This window comes from Streptomyces sp. NPDC020299 (assembly GCF_044387825.1).
GTDB lineage: Bacteria > Actinomycetota > Actinomycetes > Streptomycetales > Streptomycetaceae > Streptomyces.
Window position 1 is genome coordinate 109,664 of record NZ_JBIRWL010000011.1, and the last position, 25,401, is coordinate 135,064.

The 25,401-nt window shown below is 72.5% G+C and carries 22 protein-coding genes; 7 read left to right on the plus strand and 15 right to left on the minus strand.

Annotation, left to right across the window (positions count from 1 at the left end; translation table 11 throughout):
• Nucleotides 1–204 precede the first annotated feature (204 nt).
• On the plus strand, nucleotides 205–819 hold the full coding sequence (locus ACH45E_RS27050) for a TetR/AcrR family transcriptional regulator C-terminal ligand-binding domain-containing protein (RefSeq protein ID WP_361446548.1): 615 nt from the start codon (nucleotides 205–207) through the stop codon (nucleotides 817–819).
• Between the two features lie 154 nt (nucleotides 820–973).
• Here the strand turns inward: ACH45E_RS27050 and ACH45E_RS27055 are convergent, their stop codons facing one another.
• Nucleotides 974–2,005: a DUF2510 domain-containing protein gene (locus tag ACH45E_RS27055; protein WP_361446550.1), complete on the minus strand. Its 1,032-nt coding sequence runs from the start codon at nucleotides 2,003–2,005 to the stop codon at nucleotides 974–976.
• Nucleotides 2,006–2,287: 282 nt separating this feature from the next.
• Here ACH45E_RS27055 and ACH45E_RS27060 point away from each other — a divergent pair, with 282 nt between their 5' ends.
• Nucleotides 2,288–4,972 carry an AAA family ATPase gene (locus ACH45E_RS27060; RefSeq protein ID WP_361446552.1) on the plus strand — a complete coding sequence of 895 codons (2,685 nt, stop codon included), beginning with the start codon at nucleotides 2,288–2,290 and terminating at the stop codon, nucleotides 4,970–4,972.
• Nucleotides 4,973–5,025: 53 nt separating this feature from the next.
• Here the strand turns inward: ACH45E_RS27060 and pcaD are convergent, their stop codons facing one another.
• The 7 genes from pcaD to ACH45E_RS27095 are packed head-to-tail and all read right to left on the minus strand — an operon-like array spanning nucleotide 5,026 to nucleotide 11,496.
• Entirely contained in the window at nucleotides 5,026–6,177 is a 1,152-nt protein-coding gene (pcaD, locus tag ACH45E_RS27065) for a 3-oxoadipate enol-lactonase (protein WP_361446554.1), read from the minus strand.
• Nucleotides 6,174–7,505, minus strand: coding sequence for a 3-carboxy-cis,cis-muconate cycloisomerase (gene pcaB, locus ACH45E_RS27070; RefSeq protein ID WP_361446556.1), 1,332 nt, complete (start codon nucleotides 7,503–7,505; stop codon nucleotides 6,174–6,176). Before pcaB ends, pcaD begins: the two co-directional genes overlap by 4 nt.
• Entirely contained in the window at nucleotides 7,502–8,107 is a 606-nt protein-coding gene (gene pcaG / locus ACH45E_RS27075) for a protocatechuate 3,4-dioxygenase subunit alpha (protein ID WP_361446558.1), read from the minus strand. Before pcaG ends, pcaB begins: the two co-directional genes overlap by 4 nt.
• Before the next feature lie 5 nt (nucleotides 8,108–8,112).
• A complete protein-coding gene (gene pcaH / locus ACH45E_RS27080; protein WP_361446560.1) occupies nucleotides 8,113–8,886 on the minus strand; it encodes a protocatechuate 3,4-dioxygenase subunit beta in 774 nt (257 codons plus the stop codon).
• 8 nt (nucleotides 8,887–8,894) lie between these two features.
• On the minus strand, nucleotides 8,895–10,097 hold the full coding sequence (locus ACH45E_RS27085) for a thiolase family protein (RefSeq protein WP_361446562.1): 1,203 nt from the start codon (nucleotides 10,095–10,097) through the stop codon (nucleotides 8,895–8,897).
• On the minus strand, nucleotides 10,094–10,741 hold the full coding sequence (locus ACH45E_RS27090) for a CoA transferase subunit B (RefSeq protein ID WP_361446564.1): 648 nt from the start codon (nucleotides 10,739–10,741) through the stop codon (nucleotides 10,094–10,096). The genes ACH45E_RS27085 and ACH45E_RS27090 overlap by 4 nt, the downstream gene beginning before the upstream one ends.
• Nucleotides 10,741–11,496 (minus strand): CoA transferase subunit A, encoded by a 756-nt coding sequence (locus ACH45E_RS27095; RefSeq protein WP_361446566.1) that lies wholly within the window; start codon nucleotides 11,494–11,496, stop codon nucleotides 10,741–10,743. The genes ACH45E_RS27090 and ACH45E_RS27095 overlap by 1 nt, the downstream gene beginning before the upstream one ends.
• Before the next feature lie 198 nt (nucleotides 11,497–11,694).
• Here ACH45E_RS27095 and ACH45E_RS27100 point away from each other — a divergent pair, with 198 nt between their 5' ends.
• Nucleotides 11,695–12,183, plus strand: coding sequence for a MarR family transcriptional regulator (locus ACH45E_RS27100; protein WP_361446568.1), 489 nt, complete (start codon nucleotides 11,695–11,697; stop codon nucleotides 12,181–12,183).
• A 134-nt stretch (nucleotides 12,184–12,317) separates the two neighbouring features.
• Entirely contained in the window at nucleotides 12,318–13,508 is a 1,191-nt protein-coding gene (locus ACH45E_RS27105; protein WP_361446570.1) for a zinc-dependent alcohol dehydrogenase, read from the plus strand.
• A gap of 37 nt (nucleotides 13,509–13,545) precedes the next feature.
• On the opposite strand, the gene ACH45E_RS27110 is transcribed toward ACH45E_RS27105, so the two are convergent.
• Nucleotides 13,546–14,610, minus strand: a complete 1,065-nt coding sequence (locus ACH45E_RS27110) for an ATP-dependent DNA ligase (protein ID WP_361446572.1) — start codon at nucleotides 14,608–14,610, stop codon at nucleotides 13,546–13,548.
• 92 nt (nucleotides 14,611–14,702) lie between these two features.
• Here ACH45E_RS27110 and ligD point away from each other — a divergent pair, with 92 nt between their 5' ends.
• Nucleotides 14,703–15,722 carry a non-homologous end-joining DNA ligase gene (gene ligD, locus ACH45E_RS27115; RefSeq protein WP_361446574.1) on the plus strand — a complete coding sequence of 340 codons (1,020 nt, stop codon included), beginning with the start codon at nucleotides 14,703–14,705 and terminating at the stop codon, nucleotides 15,720–15,722.
• On the opposite strand, the gene ACH45E_RS27120 is transcribed toward ligD, so the two are convergent.
• Together ACH45E_RS27120 and ACH45E_RS27125 are read right to left on the minus strand one after the other, a co-directional pair.
• The gene (locus ACH45E_RS27120; RefSeq protein WP_361446576.1) at nucleotides 15,719–17,914 is read right to left on the minus strand and encodes a HEAT repeat domain-containing protein; all 2,196 of its coding nucleotides are present in this window, start codon (nucleotides 17,912–17,914) and stop codon (nucleotides 15,719–15,721) included. The two genes, ligD and ACH45E_RS27120, sit on opposite strands and share 4 nt — an antisense overlap.
• Nucleotides 17,915–18,011: 97 nt before the next feature.
• Entirely contained in the window at nucleotides 18,012–18,884 is an 873-nt protein-coding gene (locus ACH45E_RS27125; RefSeq protein ID WP_361446578.1) for a hypothetical protein, read from the minus strand.
• Between the two features lie 141 nt (nucleotides 18,885–19,025).
• Here ACH45E_RS27125 and ACH45E_RS27130 point away from each other — a divergent pair, with 141 nt between their 5' ends.
• Nucleotides 19,026–20,078 (plus strand): LacI family DNA-binding transcriptional regulator, encoded by a 1,053-nt coding sequence (locus ACH45E_RS27130; RefSeq protein ID WP_361446580.1) that lies wholly within the window; start codon nucleotides 19,026–19,028, stop codon nucleotides 20,076–20,078.
• Nucleotides 20,079–20,094: 16 nt separating this feature from the next.
• Here ACH45E_RS27130 and ACH45E_RS27135 read toward each other — a convergent pair whose 3' ends face one another.
• Nucleotides 20,095–20,886, minus strand: coding sequence for a VOC family protein (locus ACH45E_RS27135; RefSeq protein WP_361446582.1), 792 nt, complete (start codon nucleotides 20,884–20,886; stop codon nucleotides 20,095–20,097).
• Between the two features lie 279 nt (nucleotides 20,887–21,165).
• Here ACH45E_RS27135 and ACH45E_RS27140 point away from each other — a divergent pair, with 279 nt between their 5' ends.
• Nucleotides 21,166–21,411, plus strand: a complete 246-nt coding sequence (locus tag ACH45E_RS27140) for a WhiB family transcriptional regulator (protein ID WP_361446932.1) — start codon at nucleotides 21,166–21,168, stop codon at nucleotides 21,409–21,411.
• A gap of 89 nt (nucleotides 21,412–21,500) precedes the next feature.
• Here ACH45E_RS27140 and ACH45E_RS27145 read toward each other — a convergent pair whose 3' ends face one another.
• The 3 genes from ACH45E_RS27145 to ACH45E_RS27155 form a co-directional block, all read right to left on the minus strand.
• Nucleotides 21,501–22,475 carry an acyl-ACP desaturase gene (locus ACH45E_RS27145; RefSeq protein ID WP_361446584.1) on the minus strand — a complete coding sequence of 325 codons (975 nt, stop codon included), beginning with the start codon at nucleotides 22,473–22,475 and terminating at the stop codon, nucleotides 21,501–21,503.
• A gap of 240 nt (nucleotides 22,476–22,715) precedes the next feature.
• Nucleotides 22,716–23,492: a dimethylargininase gene (gene ddaH / locus ACH45E_RS27150; protein ID WP_361446586.1), complete on the minus strand. Its 777-nt coding sequence runs from the start codon at nucleotides 23,490–23,492 to the stop codon at nucleotides 22,716–22,718.
• A 135-nt stretch (nucleotides 23,493–23,627) separates the two neighbouring features.
• The gene (locus ACH45E_RS27155; RefSeq protein WP_361446588.1) at nucleotides 23,628–25,253 is read right to left on the minus strand and encodes an ATP-binding cassette domain-containing protein; all 1,626 of its coding nucleotides are present in this window, start codon (nucleotides 25,251–25,253) and stop codon (nucleotides 23,628–23,630) included.
• Nucleotides 25,254–25,401: the final 148 nt, after the last annotated feature.

Consider the following 25,401-nt stretch of genomic DNA (forward strand, 5'->3'; position numbering starts at 1 on the left):
TGGCTCATCGATACGTCACCGTACCGATACGTCAGTGTACCGATACGTTCGGGTACCGGTACACTGGCGTATCGATTGACGTAGGCCACACTGGATACGGGTTTCGGGGACCGTCGGCAGAAGCCGTACGGGAGCCGTACGAGAGCCGTGCAGGAAGTGGCCGCGTCACACGAGTGACCGCGCTACGAGTGAGGAGAAGAGCACATGACGTCGCAGGCCGCGGACGGACCGGAGGCGGTCGCCGCCTCGCGCCGCTCCAAGATCACGGCCGAGCGTGAGCGGGAGTTCTTCGACGCCGTGCTCGAGCAGATCCGTGAGTGCGGCTACGACTCGGTCACCATGGAAGGGGTCGCCGCCAGCACGCGGTGCAGCAAGTCCACGCTGTACCGGCAGTGGAAGACCAAGCCCCAGTTCGTGGCGGCGGCGCTGCGCGCCAACCGGGAGGTGCGCTTCGCCGGTATCGACAGCGGTTCGCTCGCCGAGGACCTGCGCCGGGCCGCGCGGGCCGCGGGGGACTGGTCCGGCAAGGACACCCGGCTGCTGCAGGCCCTCGGGCACGCGGTCACCCAGGACCCCGAACTGCAGCAGGCGCTGCGCGAAACGCTCGTAGACCCCGAGATCGCCGCGCTCCAGGAGATCCTCCGGCGCGGTGTCGAACGGGGCGAGGTACGGGCCGATCATCCGGCGCTGGAGTACGTGCCCGCGATGATGTTCGGCGTGCTGCGCGTGCGGCCCGTGCTGAGCGGCCAGTACGCCGACTCCGACTATCTGCTGCGGTTCGTGGAGGCCGCCGTGCTGCCCGCACTCGGGCTGACCTGAGACCCAGGCCGCCGTCCACGGGATGACTGGACGGTGACCTGCCTGCGCCGCACCGTGGGGACGGGGGCGGCGCACACCCCCGGCCGGGTGGGGTTCCTCTGGAGCGGAGGGGCGCCCCACCCGGCCGACTCATGTGCCGGGGCAGGCCGCGGGGTCAGACGTTCTGCCCGTTGCCGCCGCCCGACGACACCTTGATGCCCTTGGTGATGTCGTCGATGACCGACACCTTCTGCCCGACGTCGACGCCGAAGCGCACCACGACCATCTGCCGCGGGTTCGCGGGCGAGGGGAAGGCGAGCGACTCGACGTAACCGTCGGCGCCCTTGCTGGTGACCGCCTGCCAGCGGACCAGATAGCCCTTCTGCCCGGCCACGGTGACCGCTTTGGACGCCAGCACCTTGTGGGAGGTGATGCTGCCGTAGGTGATGCCGCCGTAGGACTGCTTGGCGTTCGCCGCGATGTCCGCCTTGGCGACCTCCTCGGCCGTGTCGCCCTTGGTGCCCAGGGCCAGCGCCGGCGCCGAGTAGGCGCCGCCCGCGGTGCAGGTCTTCGTGGTGTCGCCCGGGCACTTGTAGGAGTCGGCCGAGGTCACCTGCACGCCCGCGGTGATCGTCTCCCCGGTCCAGTTGTCCGGTACCTGCATGCTGATCCCGTTGACCGGATCGCTGATCGTGCCGCCGCCCTTGACCTTGGGGGCCTCGGACCCGCCGGGCGAGGGCGACTGACCGCCCGGCCCGCCGCCCGAGCCGCCGTTGCCCGAGCCCCCGCCCGGGCCGCCGAACGGTCCGCCCTGGCCCTCGGAGCCGCCCTGGCCACCGGGACCGCCCCGGCCGCCCTGCCCGCCGGAACTCTGCTGCGACCCGGCACGGTCGCCGCCGCCACCGCCCTTGCCGGAGAGGGCGTACACGCCGACCCCGATGCTCACGAGGACGGCGGCCGCCACCGCGACCGCTATGCCCATGCGCAGCCCGCGCCGGGGAGCGGCGGGCGGATGGGCGGGATATGCCGGATAAGCCGGATACGCCCCAGCGGCCGGTGTCTGCGCCGAGGGACCCCATACGGCGGCCGACCCGGCGGGACGGGTCTGTTCCGTCCATGCCTTGCCGTCCCACCAGCGTTCGGTGGCGGGACCGTCACTTGTCTGCCCGGGGTCCGGGTACCACCCGGGAGGAGTCACCTGCGTCATGCCCCCACCGTATGAGGCGTCGGTGAAAGACGGATGAGAGGCCCCCGTATCTGCGGGCCCCGCAAGGCGGTCCGCAAGGGCGCCGTCCCGAACCGATGTCATTTTACAGCCCGTTGACCGACCGCCGGCTCCACAGGCACTGGTCGGAGCCGGTGGGCGTCGCCCCGCCGCACCGCCGTTCACTCGTCACGGCAACAGCTGCGCCGACCGGCCTCCAACCAGCCGACAGGACGGCTACGCTCAAGGTCGGTACGTCGTTCGGGCGACTTGGGGAGGTACGGGATGACGGAGGCACGGCCCCCGGTGGCCGCCTCGGCTTCCCTGTGGGAGCGCGACGCGGAGATCGCCACCGTCACGCGGGCGCTCGACGTCCTGTGCGCGGACCGCTCGTCCGCCGGCAACCTGCTCGTGATCCGGGGCGAGGCGGGCCTCGGCAAGACGGCGCTGCTGGCCGAGATACGCCGTATCGCCGAACGCCGTGGCTGCACCGTGTGGTCCACCCGCGGCGGCGAGACGCTGAGGTCCGTCCCCTTCAACGTGGTACGGCAACTGCTCCAGCCCGCGCTGGTCTCCCTGCTGCCCGAGGAGGCCCGCGAATACCTCGGCGACTGGTACGACATCGCCGGCCCCGCCCTCGGCATAGCGGAACCCGGAGAGGGCCACGCCGACCCGCAGGGCGTGTGCGACGGACTCGTCGCCGCCGTCCGCAGGCTGGCCAAACGGTGCTGGCCCCTCGTGTTACTGATCGACGACGCGCACTGGGCCGACCAGGAGACCCTGCGCTGGCTCGCCGCGTTCGCCGAACGCCTTGACGACCTGTCCGTACTGGTCGTCGTCGCCCGCAGACCCGGCGAGGTCAGCGCCGACGGCGCCCGCCACCTCGACGCGGTGGCCGCCGCCGCGGGCGCCCCCGTCGACAACCTCAGCGCCCTCACCCCCGACGCCACCGCCGGCCTCACCCGCGCCACCCTCGGGCGGCACGCCGACGCCCCGTTCTGCCGCGAGGTGTGGGCCGTCACCGGCGGAAACCCCTACGAGACCGTCGAACTCCTCGCCAAAGTGCAGGAGAGCGAGTTCGAACCGGTCGAGACCCACGCCGGTGAACTGCGCGCCCTGAACCGCTCCGCCCGCGGCGGCGGACTCGTCGCCCGCCTGGAGGGCCTCGGCATCGACGCGATGAAGTTCGCCTGGGCGGCGGCCATCCTCGGCACCGGCATCACCGTCGACCTGGTCGCCCAGCTCGCCACCATGCGCGAGGACGACGCCCGGCGCTGCGCCGAACAACTGGTGGGCGCCCGCATCCTCACCGAACCCGACCCCACCGCCGCCCGCGTCGAGAACGACGACCTGGAGTTCGTCCACCCCCTCATCGCCACCGCCGTCTACAACTCCATACCGCCCGCGATGCGCACCGCCATGCACGGCATCGCCGCCCAGGTCGTCACCGAATCCGGCCGCGGTGCCGCCGCGGCCTCCCGGCACCTCCTCGAAGTGCACCCGGACGAGGACGAGGAACTCGTCGAGCAGCTGCGCGAGGCCGCCGGTGAACACCTCGCCGTCGGCGCGCCCGACGCGGCCCGCCGCTGCCTGGAACGCGCCCTGGTCGAACCGCCCCTGCCCGAGGTGCACGCGCACGTACTGTACGAACTGGGCTGCGCCACCCTGCTGACCGCGCCCGCGACCACCATCGACCACCTGCAGACAGCCCTGGCCTTGCCCGGCCTCGTGGGCGACAAACGCATCGACGCCATCGTCCGCCTCTCCCAGGCCCTGCTCCACAACGACCAGTTGGAGGAGGCCGTCCGCACCGTCGAGGCGGAGGCCGCCCGGCAGAAGCCGGGGCCCGCCAAACTCCGCCTGCAGGCCGTGCACTTCATGTGGGAGGGCATCCACGCCGGAGAGACGACCACACCCGGCCGCTCCGAGAACCTCGCCGAGCTCGCCCGCACCTGCACCGGCCGGGACAACTCCGAGCGTGCCCTGCTGATCCTGCGCGGCTTCGACGCCCTCACCCACGGCGAGAACGCCGAGGAGGTCGCCGAACTGTGCGACCGGGCCCTCGTCAACGGCCGACTCGCCCCCGGACTCGGCTGGACCGACACCGAGTGGGGCATCGAACTGCTGCTGATGCTGGCCAACGCCTACGTCTACACCGACCGCCTCGACCGCGCCGAAGCCCTCTACACAGAGGCCCTGCGCGCCTACGAGACCGCCGGCTGGAGCGGCGGCCACCTCGCCCTGGCCCACGCCTACCTCGGCCTGGGACATCGAAGGCGGGGCCGGCTCCGGGAGGCGGAGGCATCCCTGCGGGAATCGCTGCGCCTCGCCGAACGCGTCGGCCGCGGCCTGCCCTTGTACTGGTCGGCCACGTGCAACCTGGTCGACACGCTGCTCGCCCGCGGGCACGCCGAGGAGGCCTGGGAGATCGCCGAACAGTACGGGTTCGCGCCGCCGTACCCGTCCACCATCGTGCTGCCAGACCCGCGCTCCGTACGCGGCCGGCTGCTGCTCGCCGTCGGCCGCACGAAGGAAGGCATCAACGAACTGGAGGCCGCGGAGAAGGCGGCGGCCGCGCGCGGCCACCACAACCCGGTGATGGTCCCGTGGGCCGTCGACCTCGCCCGGGCCCTCGCCACCGAGGACCCGGCCCGTGCCGCCCGGCTCGCCGCCGACGCCCGCCGGCAGGCCGAGCGGTTCGGCACGGACACCGCCATCGGCGAGGCCCTGCGCTGCGCCGCCGCCCTGGAGACCGGCCAGCGCGCGGTCCGCCTCGCCGCCCAGGCCGTCGCCTACCTGGAGGCCTCACCCTGCCAGTACGAACACGCGGTCGCCCGCGTCGAGTACGGCATCGCCGCCCGCTCGGTCGCCGAGCTCAACCGGGGCCTGGCGCTGGCGCGGTCGTGCGGGGCGGACGGGCTGGTGGCGCGGGCGCGGGAGGTGCTGGAGACGGGGCGTGGGCTGCGGTAGATCGCATACGGGTTTTGTATGCACTTTTCGTATGCATCTTTTGCATACGATCGTCAGCCAGCGCCGTCCCCCTTCTCTGCCCCCGCCTCCTTCTCCTCCTCCGCCAGCACCCGCTGAGCCGTGGCGAACGCCGAGTTGGCCGCGGGCACCCCGCAGTACACGGCCGTCTGGAGCAGCACCGCGCCGATCTCGTCCGGCGTGAGCCCGTTGCGCCGTGCCGCCCGCACATGCATCGCGAGCTCCTCGTAGTGGCCGTGCGCGACCAGTGCCGTCAGTGTGATCATGCTGCGTTCGCGGCGGGAGAGCGTCGGGTCGGTCCAGATCTCGCCCCAGGCGTAGCGCGAGATGAAGTCCTGGAATCGTGCGGTGAACGGGCTCTGCCGAGCCTGTGCCCGGTCCACGTGGGAGTCGCCGAGCACCTCGCGCCGTACCGCCATGCCGCGCCCGGCGGTTCCGTCGAGGTGGGTGCGCAAGGCGGTCAGTACGGCGTCGGGGCACTGGGCGGGCGCCAGGTGGGAGGCGCCGGGGAGTTCGACCAGGGTGGCGTCGGGCACGGCGTCCGCGATCTCCCGTAGGTGGGCGGGCGGGGTCGCCGGATCCTGCCGGCCCGCGACGAGCAGGGTCGGTACGGCGATGCCGGTGAGCCGGTCGCGCAGGTCGAAGGCGGCCAGCGCGTCGCAGCAGGCGGCGTATCCCCCCGGGTCGGCGTCGCGGTGGTCGCTCACCAGTCGGGGCACCGTGAACCCGGGTGTGAACCAGCGGGCGTCGGCGTTGTCGGCCAGCCACTCCAGGCCTTCCCGGCGGACCCGTTCGGCCCGCTCCCGCCACGGCTGTTGGCCGCCGAAGTGGGCCGAGGAGCAGATGACGGCGAGGGACGACAGCCGTTCGGGATGGTGCACGGCGAGATGCAGGCCCACCGCGCCGCCGAGGGACACGCCGGCGTATGCGAACCGGTCGATGCCGAGGGAGTCGGCGAGCGCGAGCACGAGCCCGGCGAGGTCGGCGACGGTCGCGCCCGGTCCGATCAGGTCCGCCGCCGAACCGCCGTGCCCGGGCAGGTCCCAGCGGACCACCCGGTGAGTGACCGACAGCTCCGGGGCGAGGGCGTCCCACAAGGCGTAGGAGGTGCCGAGCGAGGGCCCGAGGAGCAGTGGGGGAGCGGAAGCTGATCCCTCGGCACGGTAGTTGAGCAGTGCACTTGTCAACGTCGCTCCAGGGCACGGTCGGTGAGGGCTCCGGCGGAGCCGGTGTAGCGGGCGGGGTCGGTGAGCTCGTCGAGGTCGACGTCCTTCAGCTCCGGTTCCTCGGAGAGCAGTTCGCGAAGATCGCGGTTCTCGGTGTGCGCCCGGCGGGCGAGCTCGGTGAGCAGCTCCTTCGCGCGGGCGCGGCCGAGGACGGGGGCCAGTTCGGCGGAGAGCCGTTCGGAGACGATCAACCCGTGGGTGAGGCCGAGGTGTTCGCGCATGGCCTCCGGGTGGACCTGTAGCCCTCCGGCCAGTTCGGCGAGGTCCTGGGCGGCGCCGCCCACCATCCGCAGCAGGTCCCGCAGCGGCTCCCATTCGGCGTGCCACGCCCCGGCCGGCCGCTCGTCCTCGGCCGCCAGCGACCCGTACAGGGTGGCCGCGAGCTGTGGTGCTCGCCGGGCGACGGCCGCGAGGAGTGTCGCCCGCACCGGGTTCGCCTTGTGGGGCATGGCCGAGGACCCGCCGCCGGTGCCCTCGGTGACCTCGCCGATCTCGGTGCGGGACAGGGTGAGCACGTCCGCCGCGATCTTGCCCAGCGCTCCCGCGGTGAAGGCCAGGCACCCGGCGAGGTCGGCGATCGGTGTGCGCAGGGTGTGCCAGGGCAGCAGGGGCTCGCACAGGCCGAGTTCCCTCGCGTAGGCGGCGGGCAGGGCGACGGGGTCCTGGGCGCCGTACGCCGCGAACGCCGCCAGCGTCCCGGCGGCACCGCCGAGCTGGACCGGCAGTGAGCCCCGTACAGCGGTCGCCCGGTCGCGGGCGTCCAGCACGAGCGACCGCCACCCGGCCGCCTTCAGCCCGAACGTCGTCGGCACGGCGTGCTGGGTCAGGGTCCGGCCCGGCATCGCGGTGTCGCGGTGTTGCGCGGCCAGCGCGGCCAGTGCCTGTTCCGCGTGGGCCAGGTCGGCGAGGACCAGGTCCAGGGTGCGCGCGGCCACCAGCATCGTCGCGGTGTCCATGATGTCCTGGCTGGTCGCGCCCCGGTGGACGTACGGCCCGTACTCCTCGCCGACCACCTTCGTCAGTTCCTCGACCAGGGGGATCACCGGGTTCCCGCCCTTGCGGGTGCGTGCCGCCAGCGTCCGTATACCGAAGTTGGCCAGGTCGGCCGCCTCGGTCAGCACGACCGAGGCCTGCTCCGGGGCGAGCCCGAGGGCGGCCTGGGCCCGGGTCAGGGCGGCCTCCGCGTCGAGCATCGCGCGCAGATACGCGTGGTCGCTGGTGGCGTTGGCCGCGGCGGCACCGGCCCACTCGGGGGCGAGCAGGCCGGTGTCGGCGTAGGGAGCTGTCACCGGAACTCCAGGAAGACCGTTTCACCTTCGCCTTGAAGGCGGATGTCGAAACGGTACGTGCCGTGCCCCGCGTCGGCGGCGATCAGCGTGCCGCGCCGCTGCGCGTCCAGCCCGGCGAGCAGCGGGTCGGCGGCGAGGGCCGCCTCGTCGCCGGGCAGGTAGATCCGGGTGAACAGGTGCATGAGCAGGCCACGGGCGAACACGCACACGCTCAGGTACGGGGCGCTGTGCCCGCGCGCGCCGGGCCGCAGCGTGCGCGCGTACCAGTGGCCGTTGGCGTCCGCCTGGACGCGTCCCCAGCCGGTGAACTCCACGCCGTTGCGGCCCAGGAAGCCGCCGCCGGCCGGGTCGCGCCGCATGGAGCCGTCGGTGGCCGGGACGCGGCCGTCCGGGTCCGCTCCCCACAGTTCCACGAACGCGTCCGGCAGGGGTTTGCCCTCGCCGTCGTACACGTACCCCTGGACGGTGAGGGTGTCCGGGTGGCCGAGCGGGGCGATGTCGCCGCCGCCAGGGAAGGGCAGCGCGTATCCGTAGAAGGGGCCGACCGTGTGCGAGGGGGTCGGCAGGACGGTCTCCGGCCGGCTGGGGTCGATCTTCGTCATGGCGGTCAGCGTCCTTCTTCGATCCAGGTGGCGTCGGGGCCGTCCAGCACGATGTCCCAGTGGTAGCCGAGGGAGAACTCCGGCACGGACAGGCTGTGGTCGTAGGTGGCGACGAGCCGCTGCCGGGCCGCGTCGTCCGTGACGGACTGGAGGATCGGGTCGTAGGGGAAGAGCGGGTCGTTCGGGAAGTACATCTGCGTCACCAGCCGCTGGGTGAACGCGGTGCCGAAGACCGAGAAGTGGATGTGGGCCGGGCGCCAGGCGCCCACGTGGTTGCGCCAGGGGTAGGGGCCCGGCTGGATGGTGGTGAAGCGGTAGAAGCCTTCGGTGTCGGTGAGGGTGCGGCCGACGCCGGTGAAGTTCGCATCGAGCGGGGCGTCGTGCTGTTCGCGCTGGTGGGCGTAGCGGCCGGCCGAGTTGGCCTGCCAGATCTCGACCAGCTGGCCGCGCACCGGGCGGCCGTCGTGGTCGAGGAGGCGGCCGGAGACGGTGATGCGTTCGCCGATCGGTTCGCCGGTGTGGTGCCGGGTGAGGTCGTTGTCGATCTCCGTGATGTCGCGTTCGCCGAAGGCGGGGGAGTGCAGCTCCACCAGCTCCGGGTCCTTGGTGACGTCGATGGTGACCGGCGGCTGCTGGGGGTGGCGCAGCACGGAGGAGCGGTACGGGGCGTAGTCGCGGCGCGGGTGGTGCTCGACGGGGGCGCCGTCGGCGACCCGCTTCTCGTACGCGGCGTGCTCGGCCGCGATCTCCTGGTCGATGTCGTGCTGGGTGAGGGGCATGGGTGTTCCTAGCGTTCGAGGACGAGGGCGAGGCCCTGGCCCACGCCGATGCAGAGGGTGGCGACGCCGGTGCCGGAGCCGCGCCGGGCGAGCTGGTGGGCGACGGTGCCGGCGAGCCGGGCGCCGGAGGCGCCGAGCGGGTGGCCGAGCGCGATCGCGCCGCCCTGCGGGTTGAGGACGGCCGGGTCGAACTCGGGCCATTCGGCGAGGCAGCCGAGGACCTGCGCGGCGAACGCCTCGTTGAGTTCCAGCACCGACAGGTCGTCGAATCCCTTGCCGGCCTTGGCGAGTGCCCGGTTCACGGCCTCGACGGGGGCGAGCCCGAAGTAGTGCGGGTCACTCGCGCTGACGCCGGTGGCGGTGACCCTCGCGAGGGGCTCGCGGCCGGTGGCCTTCAGGCCCTCCGCGTCGGTGAGGAGCAGTGCGGCCGCGCCGTCGTTGAGCGGGGAGGCATTGCCCGCGGTGACCGTGCCGCCCTCGGTACGGAAGGACGGCTTGAGCCTGGCCAGCGCGGCGAGGGAGGCGTCCGGGCGTACGCATTCGTCGGTGTCGAAGACGACCGGGTCGCCCTTGCGCCGGGGGACGGGCACGGGGGCGAGTTCGGCGTCGAAGCGGCCGTCGGCCTGGGCGCGGGCTGCCTTGTGGTGGCTGTGCAGTGCGAACTCGTCCTGCTGCTCGCGGCTGATCTTGTGCTTGTCGGCGATGAGTTCGGCCGACTCGCCGAGCGGGATCGTCCACTGGGGGTCCATCTGCGGGTTGACCATGCGCCAGCCGAGTGTGGTCGAGTACAGCTCGGCGTGCCCGGCCGGGAAGGGGCGGTCGGACTTCGGCAGCACGTACGGTGCCCGGGTCATCGACTCGACACCGCCCGCCACGGCGACGGAGGCGTCGCCGACGGCGATGGCCCGGGCCGCCTGGACGACCGCCTCCAGACCGGACGCGCACAGCCGGTTCACGGTGACGCCGGGCACGGAGGTGGGCAGCCCGGCCAGCAGGGCGGCCATGCGGGCGACGTTGCGGTTCTCCTCGCCCGCCCCGTTGGCGTTGCCGAAGTAGACGTCCTCGATCCGCGCCGGGTCCAGCTCGGGTGTGCGGGCGAGGAGTTCGCGGACGGCGTGGGCGGCCAGGTCGTCCGGGCGGACGCTCGCCAGGGCGCCGTTGTAGCGGCCGACGGGGGTGCGGACGGCGTCGACGACGTACACGTCCCTCATGACTGGACCTCCTCCGGTACGCGTACCCCGGCGGCGGTCTTCGCGGTGATCTCCTCGGTCGTCACGCCGGGCGCGCACTCCACGAGCAGCAGGCCGTCCTCGGTCACGTCGAGGACGCCGAGGTCGGTGATGATCCGGTCGACGCACGCCCGGCCCGTCAGCGGCAGCGTGCACTCCTTGAGGATCTTCGGGGAGCCGTCCTTGGCGGTGTGCGTCATGACGACCACGACCGTACGGGCGCCGTGCACGAGGTCCATGGCCCCGCCGATGCCGGTGACCAGCTTGCCCGGGACGGCCCAGTTGGCGAGGTCGCCGGCGGCGGAGACCTGCATGGCGCCGAGGACGGCGACGTCGATGTGGCCGCCGCGGATCATCGAGAAGGACAGCGCGGAGTCGAAGAAGGACGCGCCGGGCAGGACCGTGACGGTCTCCTTGCCCGCGTTGATCAGGTCCGGGTCGACGGCGTCCTCGCTGGGGTAGGGGCCGGTGCCCAGGATGCCGTTCTCCGACTCCAGGATCACCTCCACGCCCTCGGGAAGGTGGTTGGGGATCAGGGTCGGCAGGCCGATGCCGAGGTTGACGTACTGGCCGTCCCGTAGTTCGCGGGCCGCGCGGGCGGCCATCTGCTCACGTGTCCAGGCCATCAGGAACTCACCGTCCGCCGCTCGATCCGCTTGTCCGCCGCCTGCTCGGGGGTCAGGGCGATCACCCGTTGTACGAAGATTCCCGGCAGGTGCACCGCGTCCGGGTCGATCTCCCCGGGTTCCACGAGTTCCTCGACCTCGGCGACCGTCACCCGGCCCGCCATCGCCGCCAAGGGGTTGAAGTTGCGGGAGGACTTGTTGAACACCAGGTTCCCGTGCCGGTCGCCCTTCGCCGCCCGGACCAGCGCGAAGTCGGTGCGGATGCCCCGCTCCAGGACGTACTCCACGCCGTCGAACTCCCGTACCTCCTTCGGCGGGGAGGCGAGCGCGACGCCGCCGGAGCCGTCGTAGCGCCACGGCAGCCCCCCGTCGGCGACCTGCGTGCCCACTCCCGCCGGGGTGTAGAAGGCGGGGATCCCCGCGCCGCCGGCCCGCAGCCGCTCGGCCAGCGTGCCCTGCGGGATCAGCTCCACCTCCAGCTCCCCGGCCAGATACTGGCGGGCGAACTCCTTGTTCGCGCCGATGTAGGAGCCGGTCACCCGTGCGATCCGCCCGGCCGCCAGCAGCACCGCCAGCCCCGACTCCATCGCCCCGCAGTTGTTCGACACCACGCCCAGACCTGTCGTGCCCCGCTCGTACAGGGCCTGGATCAGCACGTTCGGCACACCGCTCAGCCCGAAGCCGCCCACCGCCAAAGACGCGCCGTCCGGCACATCGGCCACCGCCTCCAGGGCTGTGGCGACCACCTTGTCCATCCGTGAAGCCCCATCTCTGCGAATCTGCGGATCTGCGAATTAATCAGCGCACTGAGTATTTAAATGAGGTGTCGCACACGCTGCCACTGGAGCATCGCAGCGTCAATACCTGTGGTGGAAGGAGAAGCGGACCCAGACGAGGGGGCGGGGAGACGGGTATCGTTCAGTGCACCAACGAATACGACCTCGGGAGCGCACATGGCCGCGGTGGACCTCACCACCCACCCCGGGCACCTGGCCCGGCGGCTCCAGCAGGCCCACTACCTGCTGTGGAACACGATGGTCTCGGAGGAGATCACCTCGCCGCAGTTCGCGGTCATGAACGCGCTCGTCGCCGAACCGGGCCTCGACCAGCGCACCGTCGGGGAGCGCGTGGGCCTCGACCGGTCGACGGTCGCCGAGGTCATCAGCCGGCTCTCCCGCCGGGAACTGCTGGACAAGGTGCGCGATCCGCAGGACGGCCGCCGCTTCCTGCTGCGCCTGACCGACGACGGTCTGCGTACCCACCGCAGGCTGACCGTGCGCACGGCCCGGATGAACCAGGTCTTCCTCGCGCCGCTCTCCGCCGACGAGCAGCGGCTGTTCTTCGACCTGATCCGCAGGGTCTCGGACGCCGCCGAGGAACTGCGCAACCCGGCGGAGACCCTCGCCACACAGACCGTCACGCAGACCCTCGCACAGCCCTGAGCGCAGCCGCCGAGACCTCCGACCGGCCGGCCGGTCACGGTTCGGGCCGGCCCTCATGGGTACCCGGGCGCCGCCCCAGAAGCGAACGCGCAACGGCGACAGGCGCGCACACGCGTCGGAGGGAGCGCGACACGATGAAGGCAGTGACCTGGCAGGGCAAGCGGGACGTACGGGTGGAGGACGTGCCCGATCCCCGGATCGAGGAGCCGACCGACGCCGTCATCCGCCTGACGTCGTCCGGGCTGTGCGGCTCCGATCTGCACCTGTACGAGGTGCTCACCCCGTTCATGACCCCGGGCGACATCCTCGGCCACGAGCCGATGGGCATCGTGGAGGAGGTCGGTCCACAGGTCTCCGACCTGCGGCCGGGCGACCGGGTGGTGGTGCCGTTCCAGATCTCCTGCGGGCACTGCTTCATGTGCTCGGACGGACTCCAGACCCAGTGCGAGACCACCCAGGTCACCAGCGAGGGCATGGGTGCCGCACTGTTCGGCTACACCCGGCTGTACGGCGCGGTGCCCGGTGCGCAGGCCGAGTACCTGCGCGTCCCGCACGCCGACTACGGCCCGATCAAGGTGCCCCAGGGCCCGCCCGACGACCGGTTCGTGTACCTGTCCGATGTGTTGCCGACCGCCTGGCAGGCGGTCGAGTACGCCGGCATCCCACGCGGCGGCAGCGTCGCCGTGCTCGGCCTCGGGCCCATCGGTGACATGGCGTGCCGCATCGCCCGGGCCCGCGGCGCCGGCCGGGTGTTCGGCGTGGACCTGGTCCCGGAGCGGCTGGCCCGGGCCCGCCGACGGGGCGTGCAGACGTTCGACCTGCGCGGCTTCGACAGCGAGAAGGAACTGGTCGAGGCGATCCACGACGAGACCGAGGGGCGCGGCCCCGACGCGGTGATCGACGCGGTCGGCACCGAGGCGCACGGCAGCGCGGCCGCCCGCCTCGTCCAGCAGGCCGCCGCGGTGATGCCCCGCAAGCTGGGCGGCCCCCTCGCGGAACGCTTCAGCGTGGACCGGCTCGCCGCCCTCCACACCGCCATCGAGCTGGTGCGCCGCGGCGGCACGCTCTCCCTCATCGGCGTGTACGGCGGCATGGCGGACCCGATGCCGATGCTCACCCTGTTCGACAAGCAGATCCAGATGCGGATGGGCCAGGCCAATGTGCGCCGCTGGAGCGGCGACATCCTGCCCTACCTCACCGACGAGGACCCGCTCGGCGTCGAGGACTTCGCCACGCACCGGGTGCCGCTGTCCGAGGCGCCGCACGCGTACGAGATGTTCCAGCGCAAGCAGGAGGGCGCGATCAAGATCCTGTTCCAGCCCTGACAAACACCCCTGACAAACACCCCTGCACACACTTCGCTCACGGCCCGAGGATCTCGCCGAGGTCGTAGCGCACCGGCTCCTCCAGCTGCGCGTAGGTGCAGCTGCGCGGAGTCCGGTCGGGCCGCCAGCGGCGGAAGCGGGCCGTGTGCCGGAAGCGGGCGCCGTTCTCCATGTGGTCGTAGGCCACCTCGGCGACCCGCTCCGGCCTCAGCGGCACCCAGGACAGGTCCTTCTTGCCCGACCAGCGGCTGGGCGCCCCGGGCAGCCGGGCCGTCTCGTGGGCCGCCTCCTCGGACCAGGCGGCCCACGGATGCCCGGCCGCGTCGTCCATGCGCAGCGGTTCGAGCTCCTCGACCAGCTCGGCGCGCCTCCTCATGGGGAAGGCGGCGGACACGCCGACGTGCTGGAGCCGGCCCCGGTCGTCGTACAGGCCGAGCAGCAGCGAGCCGACCACGGGTCCGCTCTTGTGGAAGCGGTAGCCGGCCACCACGACGTCCGCGGTGCGCTCGTGCTTGACCTTGAACATCACCCGCTCGTCGGGCCGGTAGCGCAGGGTGAGCGGCTTGGCGATCACCCCGTCGAGGCCGGCCCCCTCGTACTGCTCGAACCACTGCCGCGCCACCTCGATGTCCGTCGTCGCCGGCGCCAGGTGCACCGGCGCGGTCACCCCCGACAGCGCCCGGACGAGCAGGGCCCGCCGGTCGGTCAGGGGCACGTCCAGCAGCGACTCGTCGTCCAGCGCCAGCAGGTCGAACGCCACGAAGGAGGCCGGGGTCCGCTCGGCGAGCATCCGGACCCGGGAGTCCGCCGGGTGGATCCGCTCGGTCAGGGCGTCGAAGTCGAGCCGCCCCTGACGGGCGATGACGATCTCGCCGTCCAGCACACACCGCTCGGGCACCCGCTCCCTGACGGCCGCCACCAGTTCCGGGAAGTACCTGGTGAGCGGCTTGCCCGTGCGGCTGCCGAGCTCGACGTCGTCCCCGTCGCGGAACACGATCGCCCGGAACCCGTCCCACTTCGCCTCGTACTGCATGTCCGGCGGGATGTTCGCCACCGACTTGGCGAGCATCGGCTTCACGGGCGGCATCACCGGCAGATCCATGCTCCGATTCTGCTCGCACCCGCCGTGCGCCGCCCGGCGTGCGGGTCCGGGTGCGGGGTGCGGGGTGCGTGTGGTGCGCCTACCGTGGCCGCATGGGTGCTGCGGTGGAGCTGGAGGTGGGCGGGCGGACCGTGCGGCTGTCCAGTCCGGACAAGGTGTTCTTCCCGGAGCGCGGCTTCACCAAGCTCGACCTCGCCCGGTACTACGCGGCGGTCGGCCCCGGCATCCTGCGCGCCCTGCGCGACCGCCCCACGACCCTGGAGCGTCACCCGGACGGGCTGAACGGCGAGTGGTTCTACCAGAAGCGCGCGCCCAAGGGCATGCCCGACTGGATCCCGACCGCCCACATCACCTTCCCCAGCGGCCGCAGCGCCGACGAGATGTGCCCTACCGAGCCGGCCGCCGTGGTATGGGCCGCCCAGTACGGGACGCTCACCTTCCACCCCTGGCCGGTCCGCCGCACCGACGTCGACCGCCCCGACGAACTCCGCATCGACCTCGACCCGCAGCCCGGCACCGACTACGAGGACGCCGTCCGGGCCGCCCACGAACTGCGCGCCGTCCTCGACGAGTACGGCGGCCTGCGCGGCTGGCCCAAGACCTCCGGCGGGCGCGGCCTGCACGTCTTCGTGCCCATCGAGCCGCGCTGGACCTTCACCCAGGTGCGGCGCGCGGCGATCGCCGTCGGCCGGGAGATGGAACGCCGGATGCCGGAGCACGTCACGATCAAGTGGTGGAAGGAGGAACGGGGCCGCCGAATCTTTCTGGACTACAACCAGACGGCCAGGGACCGCACCATCGCCTCCGCGTACTCCGTGCGGCCCCGCCCGCACGCCCCGGTCTCGGCGCCCCTGCGCTGGGAGGAGGTGGGTGCCGCGCACCCCCGGGACTTCGACCTCGCGACCATGCCCGGCCGGTTCGCCGAACTCGGCGACATCCACGCGGACATGGACGACCACGCCTTCTCCCTCGACGCCCTGCTCGAACTCGCCCGCCGCGACGAGCACGACCACGGCCTGGGCGATCTGCCCTACCCGCCCGAGTACCCGAAGATGCCAGGGGAGCCCAAACGGGTGCAGCCGAGCCGGGCGCGACGCGAGGAGGCTCCCTAGGGCCGGGCCTCCCGCTCGTCGCCCGGCTCACCGAACGCGTCGAGGACGCGGCGGCAGTTCTCGAGCAGGGTGACGTCGGGGAGAACGTGGTAGCGCATGTTGCCCGCACCGCCGGTGTTGTTGTGGCGGCGCGATGAGGACCGCTCCGCGCGTATCAGCGGCAGCGCGGGAGCGGCGGCCGGGCCCAGCTCGGCGAGGCACGCGGAGATCTCCGGGCGGCTGCGGGGGGCCGCCGCCCACTGGTCCAGCAGGACCGCCAGCGCCTCGTCCGCCTCGCCGGTCACCCGCCACAGCGCGACCGCCGCCCGCGCGGGCTCCGTACCGGCCGCGATCAGCTCACGCAGCCGTGGTGCCAGCGACGCGCCGGACGGGCCGAGCGCCCCGGCCAGCCGCAGCCCGGCGTCCCGCCGCAGCCACTGCCCGCACGCCAACGCGTCGCCGGCGACCGTCAGCGCCGCCTCGGCGGCCCCCGCGTCCCCGGCCCCCGCCTCCCCGGCCACCGCCCACAGCGCCTCGGCGACGTATATCCGGTCCTCGTCCGGCACCGTACTGTCCGACCACAACTCCCGTATCCGCGGGGCCGCTGCGCTGCCCCGGCGGCCGTACGCGGTGAGCGCCTCCAGCACCTCGCGGCGCGTGTGACGGTCGTCGGTGCCGCTCAGGATCTCCGCGAGCAGCGGCACCGACGCACGGTGGGCGAGCGCGCCCAGGCCCCGGACGAGACGGCTCCAGGCGTCGCCGCGCACCCGGTGGTCGAGCGCGGCGAGCCTGTCGTGCAGCACCGGACCCAGCGGGGCCGCCGCTTCGGGGCCGAGCGCCTCGATCCACCCCGCGAGGTTCTCGGGTACCTCGATGCTCTTCAGGACGGAGGTGAGCGCGGGCACGACCCGCCCGTCCCCTTGCAGGGTCAGCACCTCGAACGCCTTGCCGACCGCCGTGTCCCGCCAGGCCGTCCCGGTCTCGGGCTCCCGGTCCTCCCAGCTCTCGATGTACGCCACCAGACCCTCGGCCACGCGGTGCGCGACCGGTGCGAGATACCGGAGTTCGGCGAGGACCGACTTGTGCAGCCGCAGGTCGTCCTCGGCGAGCAGCATGGCCAGTGCCAGCACCGGCTCGTCGTCCGGGGCCCGCCACCCCGTCAGCAGCTGCCCGGCCATGCCGACGGCCTGGGCGCGCTGCACCGGGTCGGGGCTGCGCAACTGTGCGACGAGCAGCGGGAAGCGTATATCGACGCGGTCGCCCAGCTGCCGGTGCAACTCGGTGAGCAGCTCGTCGGCCTCGTCGAGGCCCAGGCTCCGGCGGTGCTCGGCATGCAGCTCACGCACGTGCGAGATCAGCGTGTTCGTACGCGGCCGCTCCGGCTGCGCCGGCGGCGGCCCCAGCTCCTTCGCGGCGCGGGCCAGACGCATCACCTCCAGCGCGATCTCCAGGGTGTCGTCCGGCAGCAGGGCCGGGGCGCAGCGCGCCAGCTGGATCAGCGCCGTCAGCCGCAGCTCGGGATCGGGCGCGCCGGACACGACGCCACGCAGGGCGTGCCCCGGCTCGGCACCGAGGACGCCGGCGTGCTCGACGGCCAGCGTGCCCAGGGCACGGACCAGGGACCGGGCGGCCGCGGGGTCGCTCTCGCCGGGCAGCCTCTCGCGCAGGGAGCCCAACACCCGCACCGGCTCCGGGTGCAGCTGCGCCAGCGCGCCGGGCACCGCGGCACGCACCTCCGGGTCCGGATCGTCCAGCAGGTCCAGGAAGCCACCGGCGCGGTCCCGCACCATGGTGTGGGCCTCGCGGTGGTGGCGTAGCCATTCCTCGTACTCGTCGGACTCGTCGGACTCGTCGGACTCGTCGTCGTACTCGTCGCCGTCCTCGGACGCGTCCGTGCCGAAGGCGTCCGCCGGGCCGGCGTCCTCCTCTTCGTCGGGCCGTCCCGCGATGCTGCGCAGCAGTCCGACGACGGCGCCCCGGTCGGCCACCGCGACTGTCGTGACCAGCTCGAACAGGAACGGTATGCAGGCCAGCGTGCTGTCGTAGACATCGCCCTGGTGGTGCACCGCGCCGTACATCCCGTCCAGCGCGATCTCGCGCCGCGCCGGGTCGTGAGACGCCAGCCCCCACAGCAGGTCGGGCACGTCCGTCGCCGAGTCTGTGTACGCATGCCCCAGCGACGCCCAGTCGACCTCGTCGATCCCCGTGAACACCCTGTCCTCCCCCTGCCCGTGGCGCGCGGTCCGCCACTGGTCACAGCATGCCGCACGCCACTGACAACGGCCCCGACGGCGGATCAGGAGGGAGCGTTCACGCCGTCAGGTCCAGGACCGTCCACTCCTGGTAAGGCTCCTCCTGGACGTAGAGGCGGGCGCCCCGGCCGACCACCCGGCGGCGCCCGAGCGCGGCACCGTCGGGGCCGGCCAGGCGGCCCTCCGCGACCACCTCGACCGCCGTGTCCGTGAGGCGGCAGTCGGCGATCCGGTCCCGTTCGTCGCCGTACCCGCCGAGGAACACCACCCGGTCGCCGTGCACCGCGAGGCCGCGCGCGCCCGCCACCGGGTTGCGGCGCACCCGGACCACCCGGTCGCCGCGGATCTCCAGGAGCGGGAAGTCGGTGTACGGACAGGCCCAGGCGGCACGCTCCGCCACGTTCAGGGCGTAGCAGTCGGCGATCTCGCCCGCGCCGGGCACCGGCCCGAACTGCCACACCGGCTCACCTGTGCTGCTCCAGCGGCGTAGCCCCGGATGGCTCAACTCGTCGTCCCCGAACACCCCTTCGTCGAAGTGGGCGACCCACAGATCGCCCCTCTCGTCGGCCAGCAGATGCTCGACGGCGTCGCCCACCGCGAACGACCACGACGGCCGGCCCAGCGCGTCGAAGACCTGCACATGGTCCTCGCGGGCACGCCTGCGCGCGTCGGCGACGACGAAGCCGCCGTCCGGCAGTGCGTCGAGCAGGGGGAAGCGCGGCCGCAGGGCGCTCAGGTGCGTCTCGTCCCGGCGGCCGTTCTCGACGGTGACGACCACGGCGTCGTACGGGTCCGCGCGCGGGAGGCGGTGCCGCTCCTCGGCGAGCAGCCAGTGGGCGCGGCCGAATGCGTCGACGGTGCTGTGCAGGACGTCCCGGTGCCGGTACGCGTGCGGGAGCCGGGCGTAGGGGGCGAGGCGGTCAGGCGTCATGGGCCCTTCTCGTCGTCATGACGGCGATCATCGGCCGGGCGGCGCCGCGCGCGCAACCGCATTTCACGGCACCGAGAGCGCTCTCACCGGGGCTCGCGGCCCGGCTATCCTGATCCGCACACCCCGGTGAGGAGCCCCGAAGTGACCGAGACAGCGCCGCGTCCCACGCTGGAGGCCGTGGCCGCGCGGGCCGGGGTGTCACGGGCCACCGTGTCACGGGTCGTCAACGGCGGCGACGGGGTCCGCGAGCCCCTCGTGCAGCGGGTGCGGCGGGCGGTCGAGGAGCTCGGCTACGTCCCCAACCAGGCGGCGCGCGCTCTGGTGACGAAACGGCACGACGCCGTCGCCGTCGTCATCGCCGAGCCGGAGACCCGGGTCTTCACCGACCCCTTCTTCGGGCTGCAACTGCGCGGCATCAGCAAGGAACTGACGGCGCACGACAACCAACTGGTGCTGCTGCTCACGGAGGGCAGGGACGACCACGCGCGCGTGGCCCGCTATCTCGCCGGCGGACATGTCGACGGTGCGCTCGTCTTCTCGCTGCACCTCGACGATCCGCTGCCCGGGCTGATCCAGGGCGCCGGTGTGCCCACGGTGTTCGGCGGGCGGCCCGGGTGGAGCGACGGCACGCGCGGTGCGGTGTACGTCGACAGCGACAACCGGGACGGCGCCCGGACTGCCGTCCGGCACCTCGTGGGGCTCGGCCGGAGGCGGATCGCCCACATCACCGGCGCCCTCGACCAGACCTCGGCGGTGGACCGGCTCGACGGCTACCGGGACGTCATGGGCGGGACCGGCACCGGCACCGACCCCGGGCTGGTCGTGGAGAGCGACTTCACCGCGGCCGGCGGCGAGCGGGCGATGCGGGAACTCCTCGGCCGCCGCCCGGACGTGGACGCCGTCTTCGCCGCCAACGACCTCGCCGCCTCCGGTGCCCTGCGGGTGCTGCGGGAGCGGGGGCTGCGGGTGCCCGAGGACGTCGCGGTGATCGGCTTCGACGACATGCTGCCGGTCGCCGAACACACCGACCCGCCGCTGACCACGGTCCGTCAGGACATCGAGGAGATGGGCCGCTTGATGGCCCGGCTGCTGCTGCGCGGCCCGGACCCCCACCACCACGGCGGTCCGGCCACGGCCGGCGAACCGACCGGTGTGGTCCTGCCGACGACACTGGTACGACGCGCCTCCGCGTAGCCGGACGGGTGGCGCCTCAGCCCTGCGGCGGCGCGCTCTGGATGACCGCGAAGCGGGCGCCGTACGGGTCGGCGAGCCTGGCCATCCGGCCGACGCCCTCCATGTCCGTGGCGGGCGAGCGGACCGTGCCGCCGAGTTCCCGCGCCCTGGCGACCACGGCGTCGGCGTCCTCGACCTCGAAGTACGGCAGCCAGTGCGGCCCGCCCTCCGCCTGAGCGGGGGCGGCGGCCAGCGGGACGATGCCGCCGAACATCGCGTCCTCGCCGGCGCCGGCGGGGTTGACGCAGGTGTACGTGCCGCCGGGGAAGGACGCGGCAGAGGTCTCCAGGCCCAGCACCTGGTGGTAGAACGCGGCGGCCGCCGCCTCGTCCGGCGTGTACAGCTCGACCCAGCACAGCGAACCCGGATCGCCCGCCAGGTCCACGCCCTTGGTCTGCCCGGGCTGCCAGATGCCGAACGGCACGCCCGCCTTGTCGGCGAGGACCGCCATGTGCCCCTGTCCCATCACGTCCGTCGGCTGGAACAGGACCGTGCCGTGCGCCTGCTCGACGGCCTTGGCGGTGGCCTGCGCGTCGGAGCTCTGGAAGTACACGGTCCAGGACGGCGGGCCCTGCTCGGGTGTGGTCTGCGTACCGCCGGCGACCGTCCTGCCGTCCAGCTGGAAGAAGCCGTAGCCTCCGGCCTCGGGCCCCGCCGACTGGAACCGCCAGCCGAAGAGAGAGCCGTAGAAGGAGACGGCGCCGTCGATGTCGGGGCTGCCGACGTCGATCCAGTTGGGGGCACCGTCGACGAAACGGGTGGTGAGCATGTTCGCCCTCCTCGGAAGGGTCCCGTTGTCTGCACTGCCGAGTCTGGCACCGCCCACTGACAATCGCTGCCGGAACACTCCCGCCAGCCGGAACCGCCCCCATGCTCACCCTGGGTGACGCCCGTTGTTCTCCCCGTCTTCAACGTCTCCGACCTGTTCCGCGCGCCGCCGTGCGCCGTCGTCCGCGCGGGGAGCATGATCGGAGCGGCCGGAGGCCCTGGCGCGCTCGTTGACCCGGCGTTGATCGAACGTTTTTCGCTGTCCGGAACGATCCTGGCCATGCACATCGAAACGATCACCCCGGCCGACACCGCCTGGCAGGCGCAGGCGCTGTGCGCACAGACCGGGGCGGACTTCTTCTTCCCGGAGCCCGGCAGTTCGGTCCGCGAGGCGAAGCGCATCTGCGGCATGTGCGAGATGCGCACCGCGTGCCTGGAGTACGCGCTCGGCAACGACGAGCGCTTCGGCGTGTGGGGCGGCCTGTCGGAGAAGGAACGACTGGCACTCAGGCGTACGTCCTCCTGACCCGCGGGTCAGGAGGACGGCGTGACGGGATGACGCCACAGACCTCGGACAAGGCGCACCGGAGCCCGGTGCGCCCGTCGGAGGGGAGGTCAGGCGCCGGCCCGGGCCGCCATCCGGGCCTTGCGGGCGGCGAGCTTCTCGTCGAACTTCAGGGCCTCGGCGTCCAGTCCGCCCATGAACAGCCCGAGCTCCTCCTGCGCCTTCAGGCCCTCGGGGCCGAGCCCGTCGATCTCCAGGATCTTCAGGAAGCGCAGCACGGGCTGGAGCACGTCGTCATGGTGGATGCGCAGGTTGTAGACCTCGCCGATGGCCATCTGCGCCGCCGCCCGCTCGAAGCCGGGGATGCCGTGGCCGGGCATGCGGAAGTCGACCACCACGTCCCGTACGGCCTGCATGGTGAGGTCGGGGGCGAGTTCGAAGGCCGCCTTGAGCAGGTTGCGGTAGAAAACCATGTGGAGGTTCTCGTCCGTCGCGATACGGGCCAGCATGCGGTCGCAGACCGGGTCGCCGGACTGGTGTCCGGTGTTGCGGTGCGAGATGCGGGTGGCGAGCTCCTGGAAGGCGACGTAGGCGATCGAGTGCAGCATCGAGTGTCGGTTGTCCGACTCGAAGCCCTCGCTCATGTGCGACATGCGGAACTGCTCCAGCTTGTCCGGGTCGACCGCGCGCGAGGCGAGCAGGTAGTCGCGCATCACGATGCCGTGCCGGCCCTCCTCCGCGGTCCAGCGGTGCACCCAGGTGCCCCAGGCGCCGTCCCGGCCGAACAGCGAGGCGATCTCGTGGTGGTAGCTGGGCAGGTTGTCCTCGGTGAGCAGGTTCACCACCAGGGCGATCCGGCCGATCTCCGTGACCTTGGACTGCTCCTTGTCCCACGCCTCGCCGTCGTCGAAGAGGCCGGGGAAGTTGCGCGCGTCGCTCCAGGGCACGTACTCGTGCGGCATCCAGTCCTTGGCCACCTGCAGATGCCGGTTCAGTTCCTTCTCGACCACTTCCTCCAGCGCGTACAGCAGCCGCGCGTCGGTCCACACGGACGGGCTGCCGAGGTGAGGAGAAGCGATCGTCATGGAAACTCCAGGGGGACGGCTGAACTGAAGGGGGAGGAAACCGACTCGGTCGGGGAGGGACCGGTGAGCGGTACCGGAACCTACGTGATCGTAGGCTACGAATCCGTAGGTTACGAAGCCGTAGGTTAAGCGCGTCGTAAAGATCGCTGATCAGGCCCCGTTGCCCGGCCGTATCGGGGTATGCCGAAGTGCCCCGGGACACGCAGGTCCTGGGGTCGCGGGGGTGACGGGATCACCCGTTCAGGCGTACAGCTCCCGCAGCCGCACCGAGAGGCAAGTCACACAGCCCTCGAGTTTCTCGAACTCGCCGATGTCCACGGTGACCACCTGGTGGCCGAGGTCGGTGAGCAGCTCGGCCGTCTTCGGCGCACTGGCCGCCATCAGCAGCTTGTGGCCGCCGAGCAGCACGACATGGGCGCCGGCCTCCTCGGGCACCGACAGGAAGCCCGGGAACAGCGAAGGCCGGTCCACGTGCGGGATGTGACCGAGCACCGTCCCGTCGGGCAGCGCGGTGACCGCCGACTTCAGGTGCAGCACCTTGTTCACCGGGACGGCGACCACGCGCGCGCCGAGCGGCTCGAAGGCGGCCCGCAGTTGCTGGACCCCGGCCGCGTTGGTGCGCCCGCCCCGGCCGACGTAGACGGTGTCGCCGACCTTGAGCACGTCGCCGCCGTCGAGCGTGCCCGGCTCCCAGATCCAGTTCACGGAGCAGCCGAGCCGGGCCACCGCCTCCTCCACCCCGGCCGTCTCCTCGCGCCGCGACTCGGCGCCGGGCCGGGTGATCAACGCCACGTTCTTGTACATCACCACGGTGTCCTCGACGAACACCGAGTCCGGGCAGTCGTCGGCCGGGTCCACCTCGACGGTCTCCCAGCCGTGCGCGCGCAGCGCCTCGACGTAGGCCTCCCACTGCTCGACGGCCAGGTCCACGTCGACCTTCTCCCGCTCGATGTGCGTCACCAGGCCTTCGGCGAGGCGCGGGCTGGGGCGGCGGACGAGGGCCTTCTTGCTGGGCACTGGGGGTCTCCGTATCGGCGGGCGGTCCGGCGCCGTTGTCTGCGGCGCCGGTTCGTCATCATGCAGGGCGGGTCCGCTAGGACAAAACCCTCGTTGTCAGGCTGTGCCCCTCCTGAGACGCTCCACGCGCGCGGGCTACGCGGGATCCGTGAGCTCCTCCTGGGTGGCTTCCCGCAGTTCCCCTCCTTCCAGCAGCAGCCAGCGTGTGATGCCGAGCGACTTCAGGAACGGAAGGTCGTGACTGGCCACGACCAGCGCGCCCTCGTACGACTCCAGGGCCGTCGTCAACTGGCGCACGCTCGCCATGTCGAGGTTGTTCGTCGGCTCGTCGAGCAGGAGCAGCTGCGGTGCGGGCTCGGCGAGCATCAGCGCCGCCAGGGCCGCCCGGAAGCGTTCGCCGCCGGAGAGCGTGTCCGCCTTCTGGTCGGCGCGGGCACCCCGGAACAGGAAGCGCGCCAGGCGGGCCCGGATCCGGTTGTTGGTGGCGCCCGGTGCGAACCGGGCCACGTTCTCCGCGACGGTCAGCCCGCCGTCCAGGACGTCCAGCCGCTGCGGCAGGAACCGCAGCGGGACGTGCGTCCGCGCCTCGCCCGTCACCGGCTCCAGCTCACCGGCGATGGTGCGCAGCAGGGTCGTCTTGCCCGCGCCGTTGCGCCCCACGAGGGCCACTCGCTCGGGGCCGCGCAGCTCGAAGCCGCCCTTGACGCGCGCCCCGTACACCGTCTCCAGGTCCCGCAGGGTGAGGACGTCGCGGCCGGGCGGCACGGCCGTGTACGGCAGGTCGACCCGGATCTCGTCGTCGTCCCGTACGGCCTCCACCGCGTCGTCCAGCCGTTCCCTGGCCTCGGCGAGCTTCTCCTCGTGCATGATGCGGTGCTTGCCCGCGGACACCTGCGCCGCGCGCTTGCGCGCCCCCATGACGATCTTCGGTTCGCGTTTGCTGTCCCACATCTTCTGCCCGTACCGCTTGCGGCGGGCCAGCTTCATCTGGGCGTCGGACAGTTCCCGCTTCTGCTTGCGCAGGTCGGCCTCGGCCACGCGGACCATGCGTTCGGCGGCCTCCTGTTCGACGGCGAGGGCATCCTCGTACGCGGAGAAGTTCCCGCCGTACCAGGTGATCTCCCCGGCGCGCAGATCGGCGATCTGGTCGACCAGGTCGAGGAGTTCCCGGTCGTGGCTGACCACGAGCAGCACGCCCGGCCAGGACGCGACGGCCGCGTACAGCCGCCTGCGGGCGTACAGGTCGAGGTTGTTGGTGGGCTCGTCCAGCAGCAGTACCTCCGGGCGGCCGAGCAGCAGCGCGGCCAGGCGCAGCAGTACCGACTCGCCGCCGGAGACCTCGCCGACGCCGCGGTCCAGGCCGAGGTGGCCGAGGCCGAGCTCGCCGAGGGTCGCCAGGGCGCGCTCCTCGACGTCCCAGTCGTCGCCGAGGGTGTCGAAGTGCTCCTCGGCCGCGTCGCCCGCCTCGATGGCGTGCAGCGCGGCCCGCTTCGCGGCGATGCCGAGCGCCTCGTCGACGCGGAGCGCGGTGTCCAGGGTGACGTTCTGCGGCAGGTAGCCGACCTCGCCCGCCGTCCGGACGGCGCCGTCCGTCGGGGTGAGTTCACCGGCGACGAGCTTCAACAGTGTGGTCTTCCCCGATCCGTTGACGCCGACGAGTCCGGTGCGGCCGGAGCCGAAGGCGACGTCGAGGCCGTCGAAGACGGGAGTGCCGTCGGGCCAGGCGAAGGACAGGGAGGTACAGGTGAGGGAAGAAGACATGCAGGCCTCGCGGTTGCTTGATGCGGTCAGGGCAACGCGTGTCGAGACACCGCGGGGCGGCAACCGTGTGGCCGGGGGAGGGGCTCAGCCCTGTACCGGAGGACGGCTCGGACGCCGAGGTCGCACGCGCGCACACCCACTTCGCGTG